The sequence below is a fragment of the Paenibacillus sp. 2003 genome (genome assembly GCF_031455635.1).
In the GTDB taxonomy this organism is placed as follows: domain Bacteria; phylum Bacillota; class Bacilli; order Paenibacillales; family Paenibacillaceae; genus Paenibacillus; species Paenibacillus amylolyticus_B.
In genome coordinates this window covers 82,048-104,114 of sequence record NZ_JAVDTB010000009.1, presented here as the reverse complement: position 1 = coordinate 104,114, position 22,067 = coordinate 82,048, and the positions used below count along the sequence as shown (strand labels likewise).

The window sequence follows — 22,067 nt, the reverse complement described above, 5'->3', positions numbered from 1 at the left end:
CACTCAAGAGGTCTTCCATCTTTGCCCGTTGTTACAACAGGCTGTCCATTTTAAGTTAACACACCAACATAAAAACCAATTGAGATAAAGACAACACACCAGACGAATGCACCAATGCCCGATACAACTACGTATCTGCCAATTGCCATGCGGCTCATCCCTGAGAAACAACACATCAGATGACGAATGCCCGGAATGAAGTAACCGAGGATGATTGACCAGTATCCATATTTTAGAAACCACGACTCCACCCTGCTAAATCGTTTGGCATTCACGCCAATCCACTTGCCATACTTATCGAACAGCGGCCTGCCTGCCTTCTTGCCAATCATGTAGCTGAGCAGCCCTCCGGTAAATGCGCCACCGAAACTGACGGCGATGGATACGGAGTAATTCAATACCGAGATGGAGGCGAGATAACCGACAAACGTCATCATCACCTCATCCGGAATCGGCATGCCAATAACGCCAAGAGCCAGTAGTCCGTATATTGCGAAATAACCATATTGACCAATAAATTCTTTTGCAAATTCCATACTGACTCGCTCCTTATTTCGGTTCCACAATATCCTTCTCATGTGAGGCTAGCACTTGTTTTAGAGACGGGAATCGGATTTGGCTCACCATGAGACCGGATAATACAATAATGACAAGATAAGCTACACCATGTGTGAAATAAGGACTCCAGAGCGCGAAAAAGGACATCAGACCTCCGGCAAATGTAATCGGCATCCCGACAAAACCACTGCTTGCTGTCTTCTGACAGTTATAACGGGCCAGACGCAAAGCACCACAAACCGGAAACAATGCAGTCAGGGCCATCCCCAGCACACTCACTTCAAGCATGGAATTCAGGTACAGAATCAGCACGGGTGCTGTTCCGAATGAAACTACATCCGCAAGCGAGTCCAGGGACTTGCCGAACTCACCCTCACAATGCAATTTACGAGCCGCAAATCCGTCAAACAGATCAAAGAACATCGCTACCCATATCATCATCACAGCCAGGGCAAATTCACCATGAATAGCCATAATGACTGCCAGCATGCCTGAACTCAGATTCCCCAAGGTTAAAATCGATGGTAAAGACTTCATAAGAGTTGACTCCCTTTCGTACTAGGCTTTAGGAAAAATAATATAAAAACGGACTCCATCCGGTGTATTCTCCACTCCATAACTGCACCCATGCAGATCAAGAATCTGCTTCGCAATGGCCAGACCAAGCCCGGTCCCCCCCATTTTACGATTACGTGAGCGTTCTACCCGATAGAACCTCTCCCATATATACTGCCGCTCAGCTTCAGCAATGTGCTCGCCCTTGTTTTCAATGGAAATATGGACAAAACCTTCACGCCTGCTGATCTCAATAGTTATATCGGTATGTGGTATTGCATGACGTATAGCATTCATCATGATATTGAAAATAACTTGCTCCAGCTTGCTTCGGTCACCCTCCACCGTCTGTTCTGTTGTGGATACAAGCACCACATCCAATCCTTTGTCCTTCAGTTGCGGACCCAGACGGCCGGCGATATCTTCAATCATGTCAGCCAGTGCAACAGCATCCGTATTCAATTGAACCGCTGAGGATTCCAGTCGCACCAGATCCAGCATCTCTTCAACCATCGTTTCCATTTTGATCGCCTCATCGGCAATGATCTCAATGTAACGTTCCCGTTTGCTCTCACTCACGCCATCCTTCAGCCCTTCAGAATATCCCTTAACAATGCTGATTGGTGTCTTAAGTTCATGTGATGCATCGGCAAAAAACTTGCGCTGACGCTGTTCAATCTCCTGCTTCATTTCCATATCTGTACGCATCTGCGTGTTGGCCTGCCTCAGCTCTTCCAGTGTCTGACCCAAGGTTCCCGATAAGGCATTGAGGCTGTTAGACAGACTGCCGATTTCATCATTACGCCGGATGGGTGATTTCACCGTGAAATCCAGCGTAGACATTTTCTTGGCGACATGGTTCAAGGCCAAGAGCGGCTTCGTTACAATTCGGGACAGGAGTAACGCCAGCAACAGAATCAATATAAATGCCCCTATGCCAAAATACGCATAGAACAAACGTGTTGCCTCATTCGCTTCCCTCATCTCCTGTAGAGAGGTGAGCGAGAAGATCAGTTGTTGCTCGGGTCCGGAACGATGCACTGGAGCAATGGTGATGACATTGCGAACACCGCTCCAGCTATCCATCCATTCTTCATTGAGCATTTTGCCATTCGCCAAGGCCAGTTGGTCTTCGGTGGACAAAGGGAACCGGCTATCCAGTGCTTGCACCAGCAGTCCCTGCCTCTGACTCCACGTTGCCAGATTGGGAAGAACTACCTCGGTCAATACACCTGACCATTCCTTTACCGGTTCAATTGATTCCTGAAAGCTTTCAGTTCCCCATGCGGCAGAAGTGGCATCCTGGATTTTGAATGGATAGACCATGGATTCGCTGGCCGGACCTTTCACCGTCAGTTCTTGCCCATATTTCAGATGGGATGTAATCCAGCCAGCATTCTCACTATTGATAAACAAGGACAAGGACACTTTCACGTGACTTCCATCCTCTTGAAGCAACGTAATGTGGAACGGGTCATTAACCAGTCTTCCGGTATTCGTCAGAATGACCAGATGTGATTGATTCTGACGCATGAACTTCCCGGTCTCCTTAGCCAGCTGTAAATCACTCCAATGTCCATTGGAATATTGCTGTTCGAACTTGGACAGCTTTTTCTTCATACTGCTGACCTTTTGATGCTGATAGAAGTCGGGGAACCAGAACAACTGGGCAAAAACCGTCGTCCCATATAGAAGAACCAGACATCCTGCCATGACCAGGAAAAGCTTCATCGTTACGCCATTTCTTCTCATGCTTCTGCCTCGAAACGATATCCAGTACCAATCACCGTCCGGATACACTTGGCTTCATCACCCAATTTGCTGCGCAACTTCTTGATGTGAGTATCCACAACACGTGAGTCCCCTTCAAAATCAAATCCCCAGATCCGATTCAAAATGGCATCCCGGGACAACACAATGCCTGCATTACGTACCAAATAAAGCAACAGATCATATTCTTTTGGTGCAAGTTCCACTTCAATTCCGTCCTTCTCCAGACGTCTGGCCCATGGATCAAGGGTTACCTGTCCGAAGCGAATCATACCCTGCTCTCGTCCAAATGCACCTTCAACACGCTTCATTAATGTCTCCGCACGTGCAACCAGCACACGTGGACTAAACGGCTTGGTAACGTAATCGTCTACGCCCAGCTGAAATCCATGAATTTTATCGTCATCCTCGGACCGTGCAGTCAGCATGATAATAGGTACGGTGGATTGGGATCGAATATGCCCACATAACGTCCATCCATCCATTTCAGGCATCAAAACATCCAGAATAACCAAATCCACCTCATGCAGAGCCAACAGTTCCAGTGCCTGTACTCCATGTTCTGCTTCTATGACGTTCCATTGTTCTTTTATGAAATAATCGGCCACAATCTCACGAATGCGGCTTTCATCTTCCACCAGAAGCACTGTTCTGATCATGGCCGACTCTCCTTTTTAGATTTCTGATGATAACATACCTATTCCATGTGTCGTTCATGTGTCCATACATGTTTTGGAATGCTCCCATGATATATACGATTAATATAAGCCAAAAGTTACTAATTTTTATAAAAATTCGCATAAAAAAGAAGCCATCAACGAGCAAGCTCCTGCTCATTGACAGCTACTTGAATGAAATCGAAGTGTGTTATCCAGAATTGATGCGCTACTGCGCGCTCCCTGGCAACACTTAGCGTTGTTGCTCCAGACGGTGTGCCACATGCAGTGTCGGGCCAACAAAACGGTTCAGCGGGAATCCGCCAGCAATCGCTTTGGTCACGAAGGCTTTACCTTCACGAACAGCCTCTTTCACTGAAAGACCACGAGCCAATCCTGCGGTAATCGCCGCAGACGTTGTGCAGCCCGCACCATGCGTATATCCGGAGCCGACAACATCGGCTTCAAACCATTCATAGTTGGTTCCATCATAGAGTAGATCCATTGCTTTACCCGGGCTAATGACACCTCTGTCCTTGATCAGAACATGTTTCGAGCCATGGGCATGAATTGCTGCTGCCGCTGCTTCCATTTGTTCCTTGGAACGAATCGGTCCACTCTTCGCCAGTTGGGATGCTTCGAACAGATTAGGTGTAACCAGATCAGCACCTGGCAACAGGAATTCGATCATCGCTTCCGTATTTTCCGGTTGCAGTACTTCGTCTGTACCTTTGCAGACCATTACCGGATCGATAACGATCTGTGGCAGACCGCTGCGGCGAATATGTTTTGCTACCAGTTCAATAATATCTACAGAACCGAGCATACCTGTCTTCATGGCATCAAAACCGATACCGTCCAGAACAGTGCGAAGCTGCGCTTCAACTACATTTAATTCAACAGGAAAGACCTGGTGATCCCATGTTTCGGGCTCCATTGCCACAACCGTAGTCAGTACGGTCATGCCATACACACCCAGCTCCTGAAAAGTTTTCAAATCAGCTTGAATACCTGCTCCGCCGCTCGTGTCCGAACCAGCTATTGTTAATGTTTTTGGAATCGTCATGGTAGTTGCATTCTCCTTCGTGTCTCAGTTGACATTATCCTATCCCTTGTACGAGCGGATGTCAATGGCATCTGAAGCCATACAGAGCATGGTTTTCCGAATGATTCAGTTCACATCTTTTGTCTCCAGACGAACCATGGACATCGAAGCAATCCATATCCCTATTGCTCCAAGGGTCAGAGGGATAATAACAAGCGAATGAATGGAAACTTCCGACCCGTTGAATCCGGAGCAGACAATCAAAACCAACAAAATGGACGAGACCATTGTAGTTGTAACAGAATGCTTACGCATACCGAAGAATAGGGGGATGAGTGCCATACACGCAGCCGATAAAGAACTCATACTGTATTTCACCAGAAGTCCCAATATATCCTGATTTGTCAATGATCCGGGAATGAAGGAGTAGAAATGATTAACAATCAACAGCAGTGAACCCATCAACAGGTCGGTAACCATAATCATCACAAATGTAAAACCAAACACGATAATCAATTTTGCAGCAATGATTTTATGACGCTGGATGGGATAGGTGAACATGACGTTCATCGTTTTATTTCTATACTCACTGATCACCAGCTTGGATAATAAAGCTCCTGCAAATATGATAAAGGTCGCTCTCACAAAAGTATCGATAATCATAAAGGCGGTCTGGTAATCGGCATAGGCATAATCTTCTGCTCCCACATCCACGAATCCAATCATGATCAGGAAAAGAAGAATGGCTATGCTGGCAATACCTGCACCTGCAAAATTACGTGCAAAACGGTGCTTCCGCATCTCAAGTCTGATTAGTTTAAGCAACGTCTTCATCCCCTTTCACAAGCTTCATGAAGTGTTCTTCCAGGGAATGAGCCCGTTTGGATATCGATTCAATCTCAATGCCGTGTTGAATCAGCTTGGTGTTCAGTTCCGATGGAATGATTCCCGGATCATAGATGCGTAACGTTTGGTCATCAACCAGTTTATAATTACTCAAACCAAGCTGGTGTTCAATGACATAGGTCGCTTTGCGGATATCCATCGCCTGTAACTCAATGTACTCATTTTGACTTCCACGAATGCTCTCCATTGATACTTCTTCCACCAAACGACCGCCGCGAATGACACCAACTGTGTCCGCAATCTGCTCTATCTCGCCAAGAATGTGACTGGAGACCAACAGGGTAATGCGATACTCATTACTAAGGCGCTTGAACAAATCTCGCATCTCCCGGATCCCTACAGGGTCCAATCCGTTGATCGGTTCATCCAGAATGAGCAGTTCAGGTGTGGTTATAAGTGCACGAGCCAGTCCCAGCCTCTGCTTCATGCCCAAGGAGAAGTCTTTGACCGGTTTCTTGCCCGTATCCTTCAGCCCTACCATTTCCATCGTGTTGTCGATGATCTTTTTGTTGTAGAATCCCATGTATTCACAGTGAAGTTCCAGATTCTCGCGAGCAGACAGCCTATCGTAGAAAAAAGGATATTCAATAATGCTGCCCATTCGCTTCAGCACTTCATAAGAGGTCGGCGTAAGCTTCTCCCCAAACAGTTCTATCTCCCCTGTGGTTGGTTTGACGAGATTGGTGAGCATCTTCATGATGGTTGTTTTACCAGCACCATTTGGACCGAGGAATCCATAGATCTCACCTTGCTTAATATTCATATTGACGTTGGATACAACCTCCACCCCTTCATATACTTTGGTCACATCTATTGTTCGTGCGATATAATTCATCGTCCTTGTTCTCCTTTACGTCCCCTGTCCGGGTTCCTATATCTATATTGTAAAGAGAAAAGTCTTCTTTTTTATTAATCAAATCTTACAAAAACCTTAAGTCTGACCGGACACGCCAAACTCAGGGTCTACCAAGCCTTTAGGGTAACCGAGAATACAGTCCGTTGATGTGGCACACTATGCAAGTGAATACTTCCACCCATCCGCTCAACTAGCCGTTTTGTAATGGTCAGACCCAGGCCGCTGCCTTGATAGAGTCGATTGCGGGAATCCTCCAGTGTATACATTCGTTCAAACACACGACTATGCTCGCTCTCAGGAATCCCTTTTCCCTGGTCCCAGATCTGTAGCGTCACAGGTGCACCGATCGAATGATCCAGTGAAAGCCCCAGTACCTTACCCTCTGCCCCGTATTTCATTCCATTGGTAATGAGATTATCCAGCACACGGTCCAATGCTTCTTCATTCGCTTGCACGAAGATATCACCATCAGGTATCTCCAGCTCCACGTGCAACCCCAGATTCGTCAACATTTCATAAAAGGAAAGCATCTTCAACCGGCATAATTCGCTTATATTCACTCGACTAAGCACTAGCTCCGTGTCTCCAGATTCCAGCTTTGCCAGATCAAAAAAGGAATGGATCAAACGCAGCACTTCCTGCGCCTTATCTTGTATTTTCTCTGTCATAATCTTCCGTTCCTGATCGGTCAATGATGGGCTGTGCAGTAAGGTCTCACTATAACCCAGCACAACCGTGAGCGGCGTTTTCAGATCATGTGAAATGTTGGAGAGCATATTACGCATCTCCTTCTCCTGGTTCGCATAACCGGCTTTAGCGCGGTGGGCATAGTCAAGCAGCTGGTTCATGTCTTTCAGAAGCTGACTGACTTGGTCATCACTATTGAATACAAGCAAGCGCTCAAAGGTGCCTTGGTCCAGAATTGCGGATATTTTCTGATGAATATAGGACAGGTGTTGGTTTCTTTTCCGGAATTTCAACCACAATACAATGAAGGACATGGCCAGAATACCTGTCGTGATGGCAAAAATCAGTGTCATTCCTGCTCCGCCTCCAGCTTATATCCGATGCCCCAGAGTGTCTTGATATACTGGGGAGCCGAAGGATCTGCCTCCAGTTTCTCACGCAGACGACGCATATGTACGTTAATGATATTTTCGTCTCCATAATAATGATCGTTCCAGACGGAAGCGTAAATCTGAGCCTTGGTGAACACTTTGCCAGGATGGGTAACCAACAGCTTCAGAATACCAAATTCCTTGGATGTCAGCTTGACGGGTATACATTCACGTTCCACCTCGTACGTCTCCATGTCAACTACGAGTCCTCCAATGTGAATACGCTGATCTTTAGCCACTTCAGCCACAGGCTGAGTCGTATAATTGGCGCGGCGAATCGCAGCTTTGACGCGGGCAGTCAGTTCGATTAAGGAGAACGGTTTGCTCAAGTAATCATCTGCACCGAAGCCCAGACCTAACGCTTTGTCCACCTCCCCATCCTTCGCAGACAGAATGAGCACAGGTACCAGACTGACTGCCCGAATGGTTTGCAGCACATCCATCCCACTTTTGCGGGGCAGCATCAGATCCAGAATAACCAGATCATACCCGGGTTGTGACTGGCTGAACTGACGTTCTGCCTCTAAGCCGTCATATGCATAAGTGACGTCGTAGCCCTCTTTTTCCAGATAAGGTCCGACCATTTCACTAATTGAACGATCATCTTCAACAAGCAACAAGCGGTAACTTGACACGATTTCCCCTCCAGCATGAACATTTTTCCTTTATTACCTCACAGTTTGTTTGAATTGGCAATGACATACGAAAAAACCTGACAGGAAGTACACTTTGACATCAAGTGTGTTTCCTGCCAGGTCTATGAGAGTTTTATAGATGAGTGCTTATACGTCTAGTCTCTATATCCGTTCTCGCTGTGTATCCAGCACAGTCCAATGGTTCCTGCACCTGCATGAATACTCACCACAGGGATAAACGGCATGATTTCGGTCTTTAATTTAGGGAGCAGATTGGCAATCTGCTTCTTGATCGTGACGGCTTCTTCCTGATTGTTCGCATGCATAATGCACACATGCTTTACTTTCTCCACATCCAGCTTGAGCATATCCAGCATGCGCTCTTTTGTCCGCTTGAACGTGCGAATCTTCTCATTCACAACCACTTTGCCCTCTTCAAATCGAAGCAGCAGATGGATCTTGAGCAGTTGACTGATGATCAGCTGTGTGCCCGACACCCGTCCACTGCGATGAAGATGCTGAAGACTGGCAGGTATGAGGTAAAAGGACATGTTATCAATCATCTGTTCAATGTTTACTTTGATCTCGGCAGCTGAACATCCCTGCTTCTGCCATTCCAGTCCTTGCATAATCATCTCACGGTGAGGATAGGCACCTGCCTTTGAATCAATTGCGGTCACCGTCACTCCTGCAATCTCTGCAGCCTGCATGGACGTATGCAGCGTTCCGCTAAGCTCTGTAGAGCAATGAATCGTAATAATCTCATCGTACTTGTCTTTGAGCGACTCATACAGTTCAATGAATTCGCCAATGGGTGGCTGCGAACTGCTCGCACGTGAAGCCTCCACAAGTTTCTCATAGAACATTTCAGATGTAATGTCATCGGTTTCCCGGTAACATTCCTCTCCAAATACGATGCGTAGCGGTACGATGTAGATATGATTTTGCTCCGCAAAAACGGGATCCAGTGTACTGGTACTATCGGTGACCCATGCAATTTTCTTCATGACATCCTTCTCTCTTGCCGGATTGTTTGTTCTGTATCTTCAATCGTCAAGCACAAGCCCGGCGGTTTATTTAAAATTTGAATATTTCACATTGTAAACGTTTGCGATACTACCTCTCAATTATAAATGAACGGACAGACCGTTGTCTTGTGGCGCAATCATGAACACCCCTGTTAATACCATTATTAGCTAAAAAAATGTCTTGCCTGTGAAGGAATAAATTGGTATGCTGTTGTCCTTCTCTCTTTTTCGCCTTGACTGAAGTGAACGGAAACGCCGTTCAATCCACTTATCGGAGGTGTCACATGCTTTATTTCACTCTGGCTTCCAAAGCCTACTCCCGGAATCTGCAATACCGCGGGGCACACATGGTACATAACTTGGCAAGCGCCATGTTTGGTTACATGTATGCCTGCCTCTGGATCGGCATCGGGGCCGACCATAATCTCGGAGAATACGGGACACAGGGGATGATCAGTTACATTGCGTTCACGCAATCCTCACTCTGGATCTCGGGTTTTCTCACGAATGGATTGGGTATTCCCTTATCCGTCAGGACAGGGCAGATCGCACTGGATCTGATGAGGCCTGTTCATCTGTTCACCCACCTGATGGCACGCGAATGGGGGCAGATTGCCTACCAGTTCGTGTACAAAAGTATTCCGATCTACCTGCTCTTCTCCATTGTCTTTTCCCTGCATTGGCCCTCAGACGTTTCAACACTATTCTATGCCGCACTTGGTCTTGCCGGCGCCGCATACTTGTCCATCTGCATGAACTACATTATTGGTGCCACGTCGATGTGGACCACGGAGTCCTCCTGGCTTCACTGGGGCAATCACGCGATGATGAATCTGCTGGCTGGTTTTTTCATTCCGCTGGAATGGCTACCGGACTGGCTTGAACAAATTGCCTGGATATCACCCTACCCTTTCCTGCTCTATGTACCTACCCGAATCTATCTTGGTTTCGAAGATGGCTCCTTGTTATGGGGAACCTTGCTTTGGTGTGTCTTCATGACGTTGATCTGTCTTGCGATTACCCAGGTGTTACGTCGTAAAGTGGAGGTACAAGGCGGATGAAGCGAACTTCCTGGTTCAATTTATATAAAATGCTGATTCGAACAAGCATCCGCAGCCGGATGCAATACAAGTTCAATTTCATCATGGCGTCCGTACTGGCCGCTTTAATTCAGATCTCCGAGTTTCTGATGGTTGCTCTGGTGCTGCACAAATTCGGAGCAATTAAAGGCTGGTCCCTCCATGAGATCGGTTATCTCTTCGCCATCATGACATTATCCAAAACACTGTATCGGACATTCGGAAACGAAGTTCATCATCTGGAAAAATATCTGGTTAATGGTGAGCTTGATCAACTGTTAACACGTCCCATGCCTGTATTGCTGGCACTGCTGCCGCAAAACTTCCGCATCATGGCTGGGGAAGTCCTGCAAGGCGGGTTCATTCTCTGCTGGTCATTGGCAGGTATGATGCATAGCGGACAGATTGGCTGGATCGCCATTCCCTTCTCCCTGCTCATTATCCTGACGGGCGCAGTCATTCTCTTTTCCATCGGACTTACTACCGCCACACTTGGATTCTGGACCACACGTATCGAGGAATTACAGACGATCACTGAGGATGCAGCACGAACGGCTGCCCAATATCCGCTAACGTTATATCCCAAATGGATGTCTGGCATTCTGCTAACGGTGATTCCCGTGGGATTCGTCAACTATATTCCGTCACTCTATCTACTGCGGGGTGAAGGAGGAGCATGGGTCCTTGTTGCTGTTGCGGCGGTTGCCGTACTGAGCTTGGCTGCAAGTCTGCGTTTCTGGCAATTCAGCATGACCAAATATCAAAGTACAGGTAGCTAAGGAGGCGTAACGAATTATGAACATGATCACAGCAAGGCATCTGCAAAAGGAATTCAAAACTCCTGTTATTCGTGAAGGACGTTTCTCAGGTCTACGTACGTTATTTTCACGTGAATATGTGTCCAAGGAAGCGGTACGCGATATCAGTTTTGATATCGGCCCAGGTGAGTTTGTGGGTTACATCGGTCCGAACGGGGCTGGCAAGTCTACCACGATCAAAATGCTGACAGGTATCCTGCATCCCACCTCGGGCGAGGTACGGCTTGACGGTATGAATCCGCATCAGGACAGGCGCAGGACCGTTGGTCGACTGGGCGTTGTGTTTGGACAGCGCAGTCAGCTCTGGTGGGATCTGCCCGTGAAAGATTCATATGATATTCTGGCCGAGATGTACGGCGTCCGTGCCGAGGATAAAAAGAAACGGCTGTCCCAGTTCGCCGAGCTTCTGGACCTTGAATCGTTCTGGGCCACGCCTGTCCGGAAGCTCTCGCTTGGACAACGCATGCGTGCGGATCTCGCAGCTTCCATGCTGCATGATCCCGAACTGCTTTTTCTCGATGAACCAACAATTGGACTGGATGTGAACGCAAAGCGGAACATTCGTCAATTTCTACGTACACTAAATGAAACGTTTGGAAAAACGATTTTACTGACCACACATGACATGGACGACATTGAGCAGTTATGCAGCCGGGTCATGGTGATTAACCATGGTCAACTGACATATGACGGCACGATCTCGTCACTTCGCGAAACCATCGGACTACCTACGCTGATTCGGGTAACGTTCCGAGGAGCGTTTCACATCCCGGATGTTGTGTCGTCCGCGATACATATTACAGGAGTGGAAGGGCAGATTGTCACCGTCGAAGTGAACCGGAAGGAATGGAGCACAATGGACATTCTGAAACAGTTGGAGCACTGGGGTGAGATTGAAGATGTAGAGATGAAAGAACCCGATTTCGAAGATATCATTCATCGGGTGTATTAGTCGGCCCATTTTGTGAGGAAATAGGATGAAGACCTGTTCTTACGCCGTTACATGAAAGAGGGACATGGCGTACTGTAATAACGGAGGTGAAGCGTCATGCTTGTGACCAAACATGTCCTTCTAACATCCAGCGTACACGCTACTCCCTACTTCATCGTACGTGGCATGATGCCGGGACCCGTGATGTTCATTACATCCGGGGTTCACGGGAATGAAACGGCGAGTATGGCCGCTGCGCAAAAACTCGCAGATGATATTGCGACAGGTCGTCACGCCATTCAGCGAGGGCTGTTAATTATCGTGCCACGCGTGAACCAGCAAGCCTACGCAAAGAAAATCAGAGGCAAGCCCGATTTGAATCGTACGTTTCCACGCCGTATGTCAGGTAAGGCCAAGCATCCGCTCGCTGCGGCAGTTTTTCAGCTGGCGCGTGAACATCGGGCCGACTGGTGGCTCGATCTGCATGAAGCCAACGGCCTGTCTCAACTGAGTTCACGAGTGCTTGGACAGACGTTGATCACCAATCCCGGCAGTCGGACGATTCCAGCTTGCAGAAGAGTTATCGAACGGATGAATCGGTCGATTGCCATTCGTGATCGTCATTTTAACCTCAAGCAGCATGAATTGCCGGGATCTGCCCGTACAGCGGCTTCAAGACTATTACAAGCCCGTTCCGTCACAGTGGAGACCTGTTGGAGTCTTAAACGCTCGACCCGTATCAAGTATCAGACGAAAATTGTGCACCATTTTCTGCGTGAAGCGGGTATGTCATGATCAAGACCATTAAGATAGAACTAAAAGAAACCTCGAACAGAGAGACCCCGAAGTACATCCTCAGGTGCTCTCTGTTCGAGGTGTTTTTTTATCTCTGCATCATGGCTTCCAGTATTTTATTACCCACAGGGTCCAGCGGCATGAGTGGATAAAGGTCTTTTTTAGTTATAAACTTGAATATCGCATCCAGATACTCATCCACAATGGAGGCTGATCCAAAACAATAATTGGACAATAATACGACGCCTATACCCTGTTCCTTATTTATAGCCAAATAACTGGAGAAACCAAAGGTGCTGCCGTTATGCCACAGAATATTCTGATCTGAGATATGATCACTAAACCAGGCGTAATGATGGGTCGAATCTCCAATCATTACAGGCATGTGACTTTGTTGTATTGCAGAGGCTGGCGGATGATCTTCATTCAGATTGGCCTGTACAAATATACACATATCGTGAAGAGATGACTTGATCGCTCCTGCCCCTTCATGTACACCAGTATCCCAGTGAGGCATGTTTTTCCCCGTTGACGTATGTCCATCCACAAATCTGCCGTTCTGTTCTGCATTCAGCATAACAGCTGTCTCCGTCATGTTTAATGGACCTGTGATATATTTTTTCAGCAGATCGTCATATGTACTTCCTGATACTTTACATAGGATATAACCCAGTAAGCCCACGCCGGTATTGGAATAATCAAATGAACCCATCTGATCCGTAAAGTCAGCATCAGATAAAAAAGTAAGTAAATCATCCTCCGTATAATTTGAATACGGATTGTATCGGTTTTTCTTCGAGGACAGATTTGTGGCAACTCCGGGTAATCCAGAGGTATGCGTCGCAAGACTTTTTAAGGTAACCTTATTCAAATAATCGTTTTTGCCGTTGTGTATGTACTTGCCAACAGTGTCATCCGTGGAAAGCTGCTGTTGACGCTCCAATTCTAGTAGAAGGATAGATGTAAAAAGTTTGGTTACAGAGCCGATTTCGAACAACCTATGTTCAGGAGCAGCCACGCTCTTCTTTTTGGGGTTGCCCAATGAATGATATTCGATATCTCCCTTTGTAATAACGCCAACCTCAAGATGCAGATGTTTCTTTCCTTTGATGTAATCGGATACAAAACCTTGTAAATCCCTCATGGAAAATGTTACTCCTTTTATGGTGTGAATCTCATTATTGGAATATTAAAATCACATTAACCACCACTATGTATTGGCAAACTACACTATGTATTCGTTTTAAATCTCCGATTCCCTGCTCGATAGTCCACGAGTGTTTTCTCCTAAACAGGAAAAGAGCCGCGATTACGGCTCTTTCTTTTGCACCCTGAACGATTGAATATAATTGTCGATATCGTCCTCCGGTGTATGCAACAGTCGTGCCAGATGAATCTGCATCTGTTCCAGATGGTCAATATGTGTCTGAATGTCAGCGATGCGTTCGCGTACAAGGGTTTTTAACGTATCCTTTTCCATGTCTTCCTGGCTGAGCAGTTGCAGGGTCTCTTGTATCTCCTTTAAGGAGTAACCCAGCAACTGGGCATCCTTAATGAACTTGATTTTGACCAGATAATCCTCGGTATACACCCGATATCCGTTGGAGGAACGACGGGGAGCAGGCAGAATCCCACTATCCTCGTAGTAACGGAGAGTTGCCATACTCACACCGGTACGCTTGGCCAACATTCCTCTTGTCATGGTTTCCATGCCTACTCCTCCACCCCTTCTGCGAATTTATTGTGTTTGTTTGTTGCGTATCTTGGTATACGTGACATCATAAGTAACCTCAGAAAACTGAGATGCAGGGCCTTTCAATAACGGCTGCTCCTCTCCTTTGAGATAACGGTCAAAGAATGCGAGCGCATAGGATCTAGTTATATCCACATTATGTTCTGGCGTCATGCCTCTGGCAAATAGTTTCGGTGAAATTAATGAAATATCCGTAAAGCTTTGATGGAAGAAATTCTCCACCGTCAGATAATAGGTATCATTAAGACTATTTGACATCACCCGATCCAAATCAGGCTCAAACTCAGGGTAGAACACGTTATCTTTGGATGTAGCATTCGGATCGAAGCTTTTAGCCGTTTCACCAGACATGATGTACATAAAGGGCTGTTTTAATGACGTCTTGGAGACGCTGCCCCAGAAGCCGCCTTCCAGACTGAGTCCTGCACGTAAACGTTCATCCTGTGCGAGTGCTTCGGCTGTTGTAGCCCCGCCATAAGAGTGCCCCATAATGCCTGTATGATTCAGGTCAAGCTTGCCCTCCAACACCTGATTGGGATCATTCAGGTTCCACTGTTCAAGCGTGTCGAGTACAAAACGTGCATCTGCTGCACGAATGCCTACCCCCTCCACATTATATTGATACAGTTCTTCTGACGTTGCAAATTCAGGCCCGGCTTCATAAGACACTTTACGCCCATCGGGGAAGGTGACGCGAGCTGAGGTATACGGATGATCCATACCTACAACAATGTAGCCATGGCTGACCAGCTCCTCGACAGCAGTCATGCTCTGGAAACGGGCAGAACGGACACCGGGAGAGAACAGCACCACCGGATAAGAAGGGCTTGCTTCTGATATGGCTGCACCTTTAACCACATGTGTCGAAATGGTATCAAGGTAGCTGAACACCTTGGGCGGGATACCAAATACCAGACTGATGGCTTCTCCAAGTTCAGACGGGTAAGACTCAGGAGTTATCCCCTTGGCATCCTCCGGGTTCACTGGATACCATACGTTAATCATCAGTTCCCGTTTGTCCCCGCTTTCGGGTGTAAACGTCTCTTCACGGGTTTCATCCACCAATTGTTGCGAAAATGTACCGATCGCAAACTGCCCCGTAGGATCAGGAATCGTAAATGCCGGAAAATACCAAGTGAGTAGTCCTGAGCCAGCGCCAGAGACCAGCGCCAGCATCGCAACCAGCGTGAGTTGAAGCCAAGAACGCCATTTCGGTTTCTGCTTCTCTGCAAAATGCCCAGTGACTCTGTTACGATACTCTTTCACTAACTTAATGATTAATACGATGAAGATTATGCCTGCAACAAGATACGTTGGCAGCAGCATCACGCGAAACGAATCTAATATACCGTGAAGCAGCAATGCTAATATCAAGGCAGCCGACATCCCTGCCGCAAGTTTCCGACGCTTTGAGTACATAGGTATACACAACGCTGCGCCAATCGTTACAAGTACCAGTATCCATTCCATTAGTTTCATCATTCATCCTCCAAACATGGTTGATGAAACAAGAATAAACCTTGAAGTATACTTCAAGGTCAAGGCTGAATTTCAGAAACAATTTATCGAGGAATTCGTATATCCCATTTGCGAAGTTCGGTCAACGTACACGTTCCGGACGAAAAAGCCTTAATACCTGTTGAGTTCGGCCCAGGATATATCCGCCCTGTCATCACCTGCTCTCCCTGCTGAATGAACACCTCAATGGAGCTGACATCCATAAAAATATGAAGTTCCAGTTTCCCGTCAAGCAGCTCCACTGTCGCAGCACGTTCTCCCCCCGGCCCTTGTCCGGCCCGCTCGCGATTTAAGCATAGACGACGCTGCTGCACATCATAGGAAATCACAGTTTCTTCATCTTCACCCGTGCGCAGCTTTAACCCCAAGTGTCGTGCCTGTTCCGCTTCGAATACAGCATACAATTCGTAACGGTCTCCGCTGACTCCAAGATCAAAATCATGTTCATCACCATTTAAATGTATACCATACTGCTCGGTGCCTTCCGACCTGTACTCTATAAGTTCGGGAAGCGGCTGGAATATCAATCGTTCTCCCCTACGAATTAGTTGTCTCGGCAAAGTCATCGCTCCAGCCCAGGCATGAGACTGTTGTGTCGGGATTTCCGTTTCCCACGTATCCATCCAGGCCACCATGATTCGTCGCCCCTGTGCATCCTCCATCGTCTGAGGTGCGTAAAAGTCGAAGCCACAGTCCAGCGGAACGTACTGCTCGTACTTCAGCACACCTTGGTCTTCATCCAGCGTTCCCATCATATAAACGGTCGAATGCAAGTTGCGATAGTTATCTCCCTGAGCAGGCATGCGCTGCGGAGACATGATCAGCACATCTCGGCCATCCAGTGTGAACAGATCGGGACATTCCCAATTGTCGCCAAGCGTCCCGTCACTCTGGGCCATAATGTTAACATAACTCCAATCCTGCAAGTCCGTTGAACGGTATAACAGAATGACACCTTTGCCCGCAGCATCATTCGATCCGAGGACGCAATAGTACACACCGTTTCGTTCAAACACTTTTGGATCACGGAAGTCCTTGGGACTGGTATGCGCTGGGATTTGATCCAGTCGAATGACCGGATTCATCGCGCTTTTGACAAAATCAATTCCATTGTCCGAGACAGCGATATTCTGTGTCTGCAAGTAATCGTTATCCTTGTCGGGTCCAGTCACCACATGCCCCGTGTACATCAGCACCAACTTGCCATCCTGCACGATTGCACTTCCGGAGAAACAGCCTCCACTGTCGTAGCTCTGATCGGGTGCCAGTGCAACAGGCAGATAAGACCACGTAACCAAATCACGGCTCACCGCATGTCCCCAGTGCATCGGCCCCCATACCGGCTCGTAGGGATAATGCTGATAGAACATATGGTACATCCCACCGAAGTATATGAAGCCGTTGGGATCATTCATCCAGCCCACCTCGGGCATCAAATGATAGGCCATTCGATAGGTTGGATCAACCTGATGTCGATGCTCCTTGATATATGTGTTGGCCCGGGCGAGTGTATAACTCTCCTTCGTTTGAGCCGAAGAACTCGTCAGTCCAAGGTCTGTCTCTTGCCTTGTGTCTATTTCCTGTTTCTCGTATCGTTCCTCATTCATATGCCCTTCAACTCCTGTCTCTCTCTATATCACCCAACTGAACTTATTTGATAGCCCCTTGCATGACCCCCTGAATAATGTACTTCTGCGCAAACAGATAAACGATCAATACAGGCAGTAGTGTCAGCACCAGACCAGCCATCAATGGACCGTAATCGACTGTGTATGTCCCATAAAAATAAAACGTGGACAACGGCAGCGTACGCTGCTCGGATGAAGTCAACACCAGGGAAGGCAGCAGAAAATCATTCCATATCCACAATACATTCAGCACGCTAATTGTCACGGTTGTTGGCAGTAACACCGGCAGTACAATGCGAAAAAAGGTTTGCACTCTGCCGCAGCCATCCATTAGAGCCGCTTCTTCAAGCTCCAGGGGTATACTTTTGATAAAGCCATGATAGATAAATACGGCGAGCGGACTGCCAAAGCCAATATACATGTAGATCAGCGACCACTTGTTATCCAGCAGGCTGAGCGAGCCATATATTTTAACCAGCGGAATCATAATAGCCTGAAACGGAATAATCATCGCAGCTACCATCAGGAAAAAGAGATACTGATTCACCTTGCTATTGTGACGAACAAAGTAATGGGCTGTCATCGCCGCAAAAAGAGCAATCAGTAATACACCTGCAATGGTTATGAGCAACGAATTGCTGAAGGCGGATACATATCCCATTTTGTCAAACGCATTGACATAATTATCGAATTGAAAGGAGCTTGGTAACCCTAGCGGATCGGAAGTAATTGCCTGGTTAGCCTTGAACGAATTGACGATGAGAAGTACAAACGGAAATACAAACAAAATCATTACAACGATTAATGCACTAAACTTTATCCAGTTGAGAATGCGCGATTGTCCAGCCATCATGCCTCGACCTCCAGTTTTTTGCTGAAATAAACCTGGAGCAGTGTAATGGCGGCTACAAGGATAAACAGCACAAAGGCTTCTGCCTGCCCCAATCCGTAGTCACGAGCAAGAAAGGCCTGCTCATAGACATGCATGGATACCATCTCGGTGCTCTTGAAGGGCCCGCCACTGGTCAGGGAGACGTTCAGATCATACACCATGAAACCCCGTTGCAGTGACAAAAAGATGCAGACAATAAACGAAGGAACCATCAGTGGCAATATAATGCGCGCCAGCATTTTGCGATTACTTGCCCCATCTATGCTGGCTGCTTCCATAACATCCTTCGGCACATTCATCAGTCCTGCAATGTAGATAACCATCATATAGCCGGCATACTGCCAAACGGTCACCACAATGAGTGCCCAGAACGCTTTGTCCGGGTCAGCCAGCCAGGAGGTGGAAAACAGAGTGAGGTTCATTTTTTGTCCCGCAAAGACGAGTACCTGATTAAAAATAAACTGCCAGATGAAACCAAGCACGATTCCACCCACCAGATTCGGCAGGAAAAATCCGGCCCGAAACCAGCCCTGCGCCTTCATTCCCCGGGTTACAGCGTAAGCGAGCAGGAAAGCAACTGCATTGGTGAGCACAACGGTAATAAATACGTACTCCAGCGTCATCCCGAATGATTTCCAGAACACGGTGTCCTTGAACACACCAATATAATTATCCCAGCCAACAAAGTTTTGATCGATGGCAATGCCATCCCAGTTCGTAAACGTCAAATAAATACCATACAGAAATGGAATAATCATCACTGTAGCAAACGCAAATAATGTCGGGCCAGTAAAGATCAGGCGGGTTCGCAGACGTGTCCATAATCCTTTTTCGGTCAGCATTGTCAACCTCCACTCTATCCAAATAATTAGCCTAACGGTTATGCCGGAAACAAGTCGAACAGACCTCGTGTGGAAGCTGTACATTCATCATCTCCGGCGTACCGCAAGTCTCTCTCTATGTGCTGCTCAGGGCTAAAATTAATTCCTTTATTTCACGTTGCTCCAGTATGCCTGAATTTCGCTGGCAAGTCCGGCACGGTCAATGACGTCAGCCAAGTATTTCTGCATGGATGCACCCAGTTTGGACCAGTGATCCGCAGGAAGTGTACTCATTGATTCCTCGATTTTGCCTGCCTTGATGTATTCACTAATGGACTTGCCAAGCGGATCGGTTGGCTCCAGTGTGATGTTGCTGAATGCCGGAATAATACTGGCTTGATTCACCAGGAAATCCTGACCTTTTTCGTTATAAACAATCCACTCCAAAAATTTCTTCGCAGCTTCCTGCTGCGCTGGTGTGCTCTTTTCCTTATCCAGCAATATTCGTTTGGATACGGCAGCAGAGATTTGCGTATTACCGAAATCATCCGCATTATTGCTTACAGGTACCGGCAGGAAGCCGTATTTTCCATCTGCTGTATCAAAGCTTGAAATTTGCGGCCATGCCCAGTTGCCCTGGAACCAGATGCCAACCTCACCCTTGCCAAGCACCTCAGGTCCACGCTCATAAGTTCCGGACAGGGGAGAAGCCTTGTCAATATTGTAGGTTTTCATCAGATCAAATGTATCTAACAAGCCATTAAACACGGTGTTGGAAGCAAGGTCCACTTGACCTGCCTTCAGATCCGTAATGAATTGATCCACCTTCGCACGGTCCGGCGACTGCCCACCATATGCAAGCCCCAGATAATGCGCACCAAGTGACCAATCCATCGGAGATACAATCAAAGGTGATTTTCCAGTAGCAGCGATCTTTTGGAACAGCTCATCAAGCTGTGCAGTGGTCTGTACAGACTTTGGATCGAATGTCCCACCTACCGCCTGATCCAAAACATTCTGGTTATAGATGAATCCATATCCTTCAATAGAGAAAGGGAAGGCATAATTTTTGCCATCAAACGTTGTAGCCGCTGTGCTATTCTCCACAGCGTCCTTCATCCAAGACTCGGATGTGAGATCCAGAACACGATCCTTGAATTTCTCGACATCCCCTGTATCCAGCATCATCATCGTTGTAGGGCTGCCGGAAGCATACAAAGCAGACGCTTTTTCAAACGGAGACTGTCCACTTCCTACAGGTACAATTTCAAGTGTGACATTTGGATTTTCGGCATGGAAGTCTTTAGCCGCTTGCTCCAGCTGACTGTTAATTTCCGACTTGGAATTGAGCAAGGTGATTTTGACACTCTCACTGCTGCTCCCCTCTGAGGAGGAGTTGGACTCCGTCGCTGCTTTACTTCCACATGCCGACAATACAAGCATCATAATCAAAGACAATACCGATAATTTCATCATCCATCTCTGTTCTCTTTTCATCTTGTTATGGCCCCCGATCAGTAGTTTAAAAGGAAACGCTTACAAATCGAATTATAATGTCAAAGGTTTGACATGTCAATCGTTTGACATACCATTCAAAAAAAATATTGTGCCTTGTTTTTTTCGTGGCAAAAGGACAAACAGGAAAAAACGACCTGTATCAGGTCGTCTCTCTCTCCACTAAGGTAACTGGCAAAATATGCTCCATTCCGATCTTCTCTTCCGCGAGCTGGCGCCGAATCAGATCAATCGCCAGCTTAGCCATGGCCTCCACCGGCTGCCTGATCGTTGTTATGCCAGGCACCGTATACGACGCCGCACGACTGTCATCATAACCTACAATAGCGATATCGTCAGGTACCTTGCGCCCACCTAACATGATCTGCCTCAGCGCATGCACCGCCATCAGATCACTCGTTACAAAGAGCCCATCCACCTCCGGGTGTTGTGCAAGCAGCTTATCCACCAATTCCGTATACTGATGCTGATCAAACACATTCAGATCGGTTTCATGAATCATGACCGGCTTGACTCCATGAGCCTGCAATGTATCAACGAAACCTGTCGTCCGGCGATTGGACAGCATTTGCAATTCCAAATTACCGCAGATATGTGCCAGATTCCGTCTGTTCTTCGAGAGCAGCAATTCAGCAGCCATAACCCCTCCCTGATAGTTATCAGATGAGATAAAAGGGATGTCTTCACCGATCTTACGATCAAAGGTCACGATTGGGGAATGCAAATTCATATACTCATCGACTTCAAGTGTATGACTTCCCATAATAATGCCATCCACGCGATTACCCTTGAGCATTTCCACATATTCACGCTCTTTGGAAGGGTCCATGTGGGAATTGCATAACATAATTTTAAATCCATTCTGGTATGCATGGTACTCAACATAGTTAGCCAGTTCTCCAAAAAACGGATGGGATACATCGGGAATAATCAAGCCTATAACATTGGATTGTTTACGCAGAAGAGAACGGGCAATTTCGTTGGGTCGATAGTTCAGTTCGTCCATGGTTTGATACACTTTGTCCCGAGTCTTCTGACTGATATATCCCCGGTTGTTTAATACACGCGAGACGGTAGTTACAGAAACTCCTGCCCTGAGTGCAACATCATGAATTGTTGCCATAACAGCCTCTTTTCCTACAACATTCTTCATACAGATATTATTATAAACCTATTGCTAACCCTGAACC

The 22,067-nt window shown here is 47.0% G+C and carries 22 protein-coding genes; 4 read left to right on the top strand and 18 right to left on the bottom strand.

All coding sequences use genetic code 11. The annotated features are described in order from the left end of the window. Nucleotides 1-50: 50 nt before the first annotated feature. The 10 genes from J2X75_RS25700 to J2X75_RS25655 form a co-directional block, all read right to left on the bottom strand. The gene (locus tag J2X75_RS25700; protein WP_091019228.1) at nt 51-536 is read right to left on the bottom strand and encodes a DedA family protein; all 486 of its coding nucleotides are present in this window, start codon (nt 534-536) and stop codon (nt 51-53) included. 13 nt (nt 537-549) lie between these two features. Continuing rightward, complete coding sequence (gene pssA, locus J2X75_RS25695; RefSeq protein ID WP_124118155.1) at nt 550-1,095, bottom strand: CDP-diacylglycerol--serine O-phosphatidyltransferase; 546 nt, start codon at nt 1,093-1,095, stop codon at nt 550-552. Nucleotides 1,096-1,116: 21 nt separating this feature from the next. Then, nucleotides 1,117-2,865 carry a sensor histidine kinase gene (locus J2X75_RS25690; RefSeq protein ID WP_310341588.1) on the bottom strand — a complete coding sequence of 583 codons (1,749 nt, stop codon included), beginning with the start codon at nt 2,863-2,865 and terminating at the stop codon, nt 1,117-1,119. Continuing rightward, nucleotides 2,862-3,542 (bottom strand): response regulator transcription factor, encoded by a 681-nt coding sequence (locus tag J2X75_RS25685; protein ID WP_310341585.1) that lies wholly within the window; start codon nt 3,540-3,542, stop codon nt 2,862-2,864. Before J2X75_RS25685 ends, J2X75_RS25690 begins: the two co-directional genes overlap by 4 nt. Before the next feature lie 250 nt (nt 3,543-3,792). Continuing rightward, on the bottom strand, nt 3,793-4,605 hold the full coding sequence (gene thiD / locus J2X75_RS25680) for a bifunctional hydroxymethylpyrimidine kinase/phosphomethylpyrimidine kinase (RefSeq protein ID WP_017692191.1): 813 nt from the start codon (nt 4,603-4,605) through the stop codon (nt 3,793-3,795). Between the two features lie 105 nt (nt 4,606-4,710). After that, the gene (locus J2X75_RS25675; RefSeq protein ID WP_222215817.1) at nt 4,711-5,409 is read right to left on the bottom strand and encodes an ABC transporter permease; all 699 of its coding nucleotides are present in this window, start codon (nt 5,407-5,409) and stop codon (nt 4,711-4,713) included. Beyond that, nucleotides 5,402-6,325, bottom strand: a complete 924-nt coding sequence (locus J2X75_RS25670; protein ID WP_124118159.1) for an ABC transporter ATP-binding protein — start codon at nt 6,323-6,325, stop codon at nt 5,402-5,404. The genes J2X75_RS25675 and J2X75_RS25670 overlap by 8 nt, the downstream gene beginning before the upstream one ends. Nucleotides 6,326-6,453: 128 nt before the next feature. Further along, nucleotides 6,454-7,386: a sensor histidine kinase gene (locus J2X75_RS25665; protein WP_310341578.1), complete on the bottom strand. Its 933-nt coding sequence runs from the start codon at nt 7,384-7,386 to the stop codon at nt 6,454-6,456. Further along, nucleotides 7,383-8,048: a response regulator transcription factor gene (locus tag J2X75_RS25660; RefSeq protein WP_397384319.1), complete on the bottom strand. Its 666-nt coding sequence runs from the start codon at nt 8,046-8,048 to the stop codon at nt 7,383-7,385. Before J2X75_RS25660 ends, J2X75_RS25665 begins: the two co-directional genes overlap by 4 nt. A 206-nt stretch (nt 8,049-8,254) precedes the next feature. After that, a complete protein-coding gene (locus J2X75_RS25655) occupies nt 8,255-9,106 on the bottom strand; it encodes a DegV family protein (RefSeq protein WP_310341573.1) in 852 nt (283 codons plus the stop codon). A gap of 305 nt (nt 9,107-9,411) precedes the next feature. Here J2X75_RS25655 and J2X75_RS25650 point away from each other — a divergent pair, with 305 nt between their 5' ends. The 4 genes from J2X75_RS25650 to J2X75_RS25635 all read left to right on the top strand — a co-directional run bounded on the left by J2X75_RS25650 (nt 9,412) and on the right by J2X75_RS25635 (nt 12,750). Then, complete coding sequence (locus J2X75_RS25650) at nt 9,412-10,188, top strand: ABC transporter permease (RefSeq protein WP_310341571.1); 777 nt, start codon at nt 9,412-9,414, stop codon at nt 10,186-10,188. After that, on the top strand, nt 10,185-10,985 hold the full coding sequence (locus J2X75_RS25645; protein WP_310341569.1) for an ABC transporter permease: 801 nt from the start codon (nt 10,185-10,187) through the stop codon (nt 10,983-10,985). Before J2X75_RS25650 ends, J2X75_RS25645 begins: the two co-directional genes overlap by 4 nt. Before the next feature lie 22 nt (nt 10,986-11,007). Further along, nucleotides 11,008-11,976 carry an ABC transporter ATP-binding protein gene (locus J2X75_RS25640; RefSeq protein WP_100529915.1) on the top strand — a complete coding sequence of 323 codons (969 nt, stop codon included), beginning with the start codon at nt 11,008-11,010 and terminating at the stop codon, nt 11,974-11,976. A 96-nt stretch (nt 11,977-12,072) separates the two neighbouring features. Then, on the top strand, nt 12,073-12,750 hold the full coding sequence (locus tag J2X75_RS25635; RefSeq protein WP_310341567.1) for a succinylglutamate desuccinylase/aspartoacylase family protein: 678 nt from the start codon (nt 12,073-12,075) through the stop codon (nt 12,748-12,750). Between the two features lie 88 nt (nt 12,751-12,838). Here the strand turns inward: J2X75_RS25635 and J2X75_RS25630 are convergent, their stop codons facing one another. The 8 genes from J2X75_RS25630 to J2X75_RS25595 all read right to left on the bottom strand — a co-directional run bounded on the left by J2X75_RS25630 (nt 12,839) and on the right by J2X75_RS25595 (nt 22,000). Beyond that, nucleotides 12,839-13,894 carry a serine hydrolase domain-containing protein gene (locus J2X75_RS25630; RefSeq protein WP_310341564.1) on the bottom strand — a complete coding sequence of 352 codons (1,056 nt, stop codon included), beginning with the start codon at nt 13,892-13,894 and terminating at the stop codon, nt 12,839-12,841. Nucleotides 13,895-14,059: 165 nt separating this feature from the next. Then, nucleotides 14,060-14,461: a MerR family transcriptional regulator gene (locus tag J2X75_RS25625; RefSeq protein WP_127546637.1), complete on the bottom strand. Its 402-nt coding sequence runs from the start codon at nt 14,459-14,461 to the stop codon at nt 14,060-14,062. 27 nt (nt 14,462-14,488) lie between these two features. Continuing rightward, the gene (locus J2X75_RS25620) at nt 14,489-15,985 is read right to left on the bottom strand and encodes an alpha/beta hydrolase family protein (protein ID WP_310341559.1); all 1,497 of its coding nucleotides are present in this window, start codon (nt 15,983-15,985) and stop codon (nt 14,489-14,491) included. 80 nt (nt 15,986-16,065) lie between these two features. Then, nucleotides 16,066-17,628 (bottom strand): glycoside hydrolase family 32 protein, encoded by a 1,563-nt coding sequence (locus J2X75_RS25615; protein ID WP_310341557.1) that lies wholly within the window; start codon nt 17,626-17,628, stop codon nt 16,066-16,068. A gap of 43 nt (nt 17,629-17,671) precedes the next feature. After that, the gene (locus tag J2X75_RS25610) at nt 17,672-18,502 is read right to left on the bottom strand and encodes a carbohydrate ABC transporter permease (protein WP_397384290.1); all 831 of its coding nucleotides are present in this window, start codon (nt 18,500-18,502) and stop codon (nt 17,672-17,674) included. Then, the gene (locus tag J2X75_RS25605) at nt 18,499-19,383 is read right to left on the bottom strand and encodes a carbohydrate ABC transporter permease (protein ID WP_310341554.1); all 885 of its coding nucleotides are present in this window, start codon (nt 19,381-19,383) and stop codon (nt 18,499-18,501) included. The genes J2X75_RS25610 and J2X75_RS25605 overlap by 4 nt, the downstream gene beginning before the upstream one ends. A gap of 147 nt (nt 19,384-19,530) precedes the next feature. Then, the gene (locus J2X75_RS25600; protein WP_310341551.1) at nt 19,531-20,859 is read right to left on the bottom strand and encodes an ABC transporter substrate-binding protein; all 1,329 of its coding nucleotides are present in this window, start codon (nt 20,857-20,859) and stop codon (nt 19,531-19,533) included. 160 nt (nt 20,860-21,019) lie between these two features. Then, a complete protein-coding gene (locus J2X75_RS25595) occupies nt 21,020-22,000 on the bottom strand; it encodes a LacI family DNA-binding transcriptional regulator (protein ID WP_310341549.1) in 981 nt (326 codons plus the stop codon). Nucleotides 22,001-22,067 lie beyond the last annotated feature (67 nt).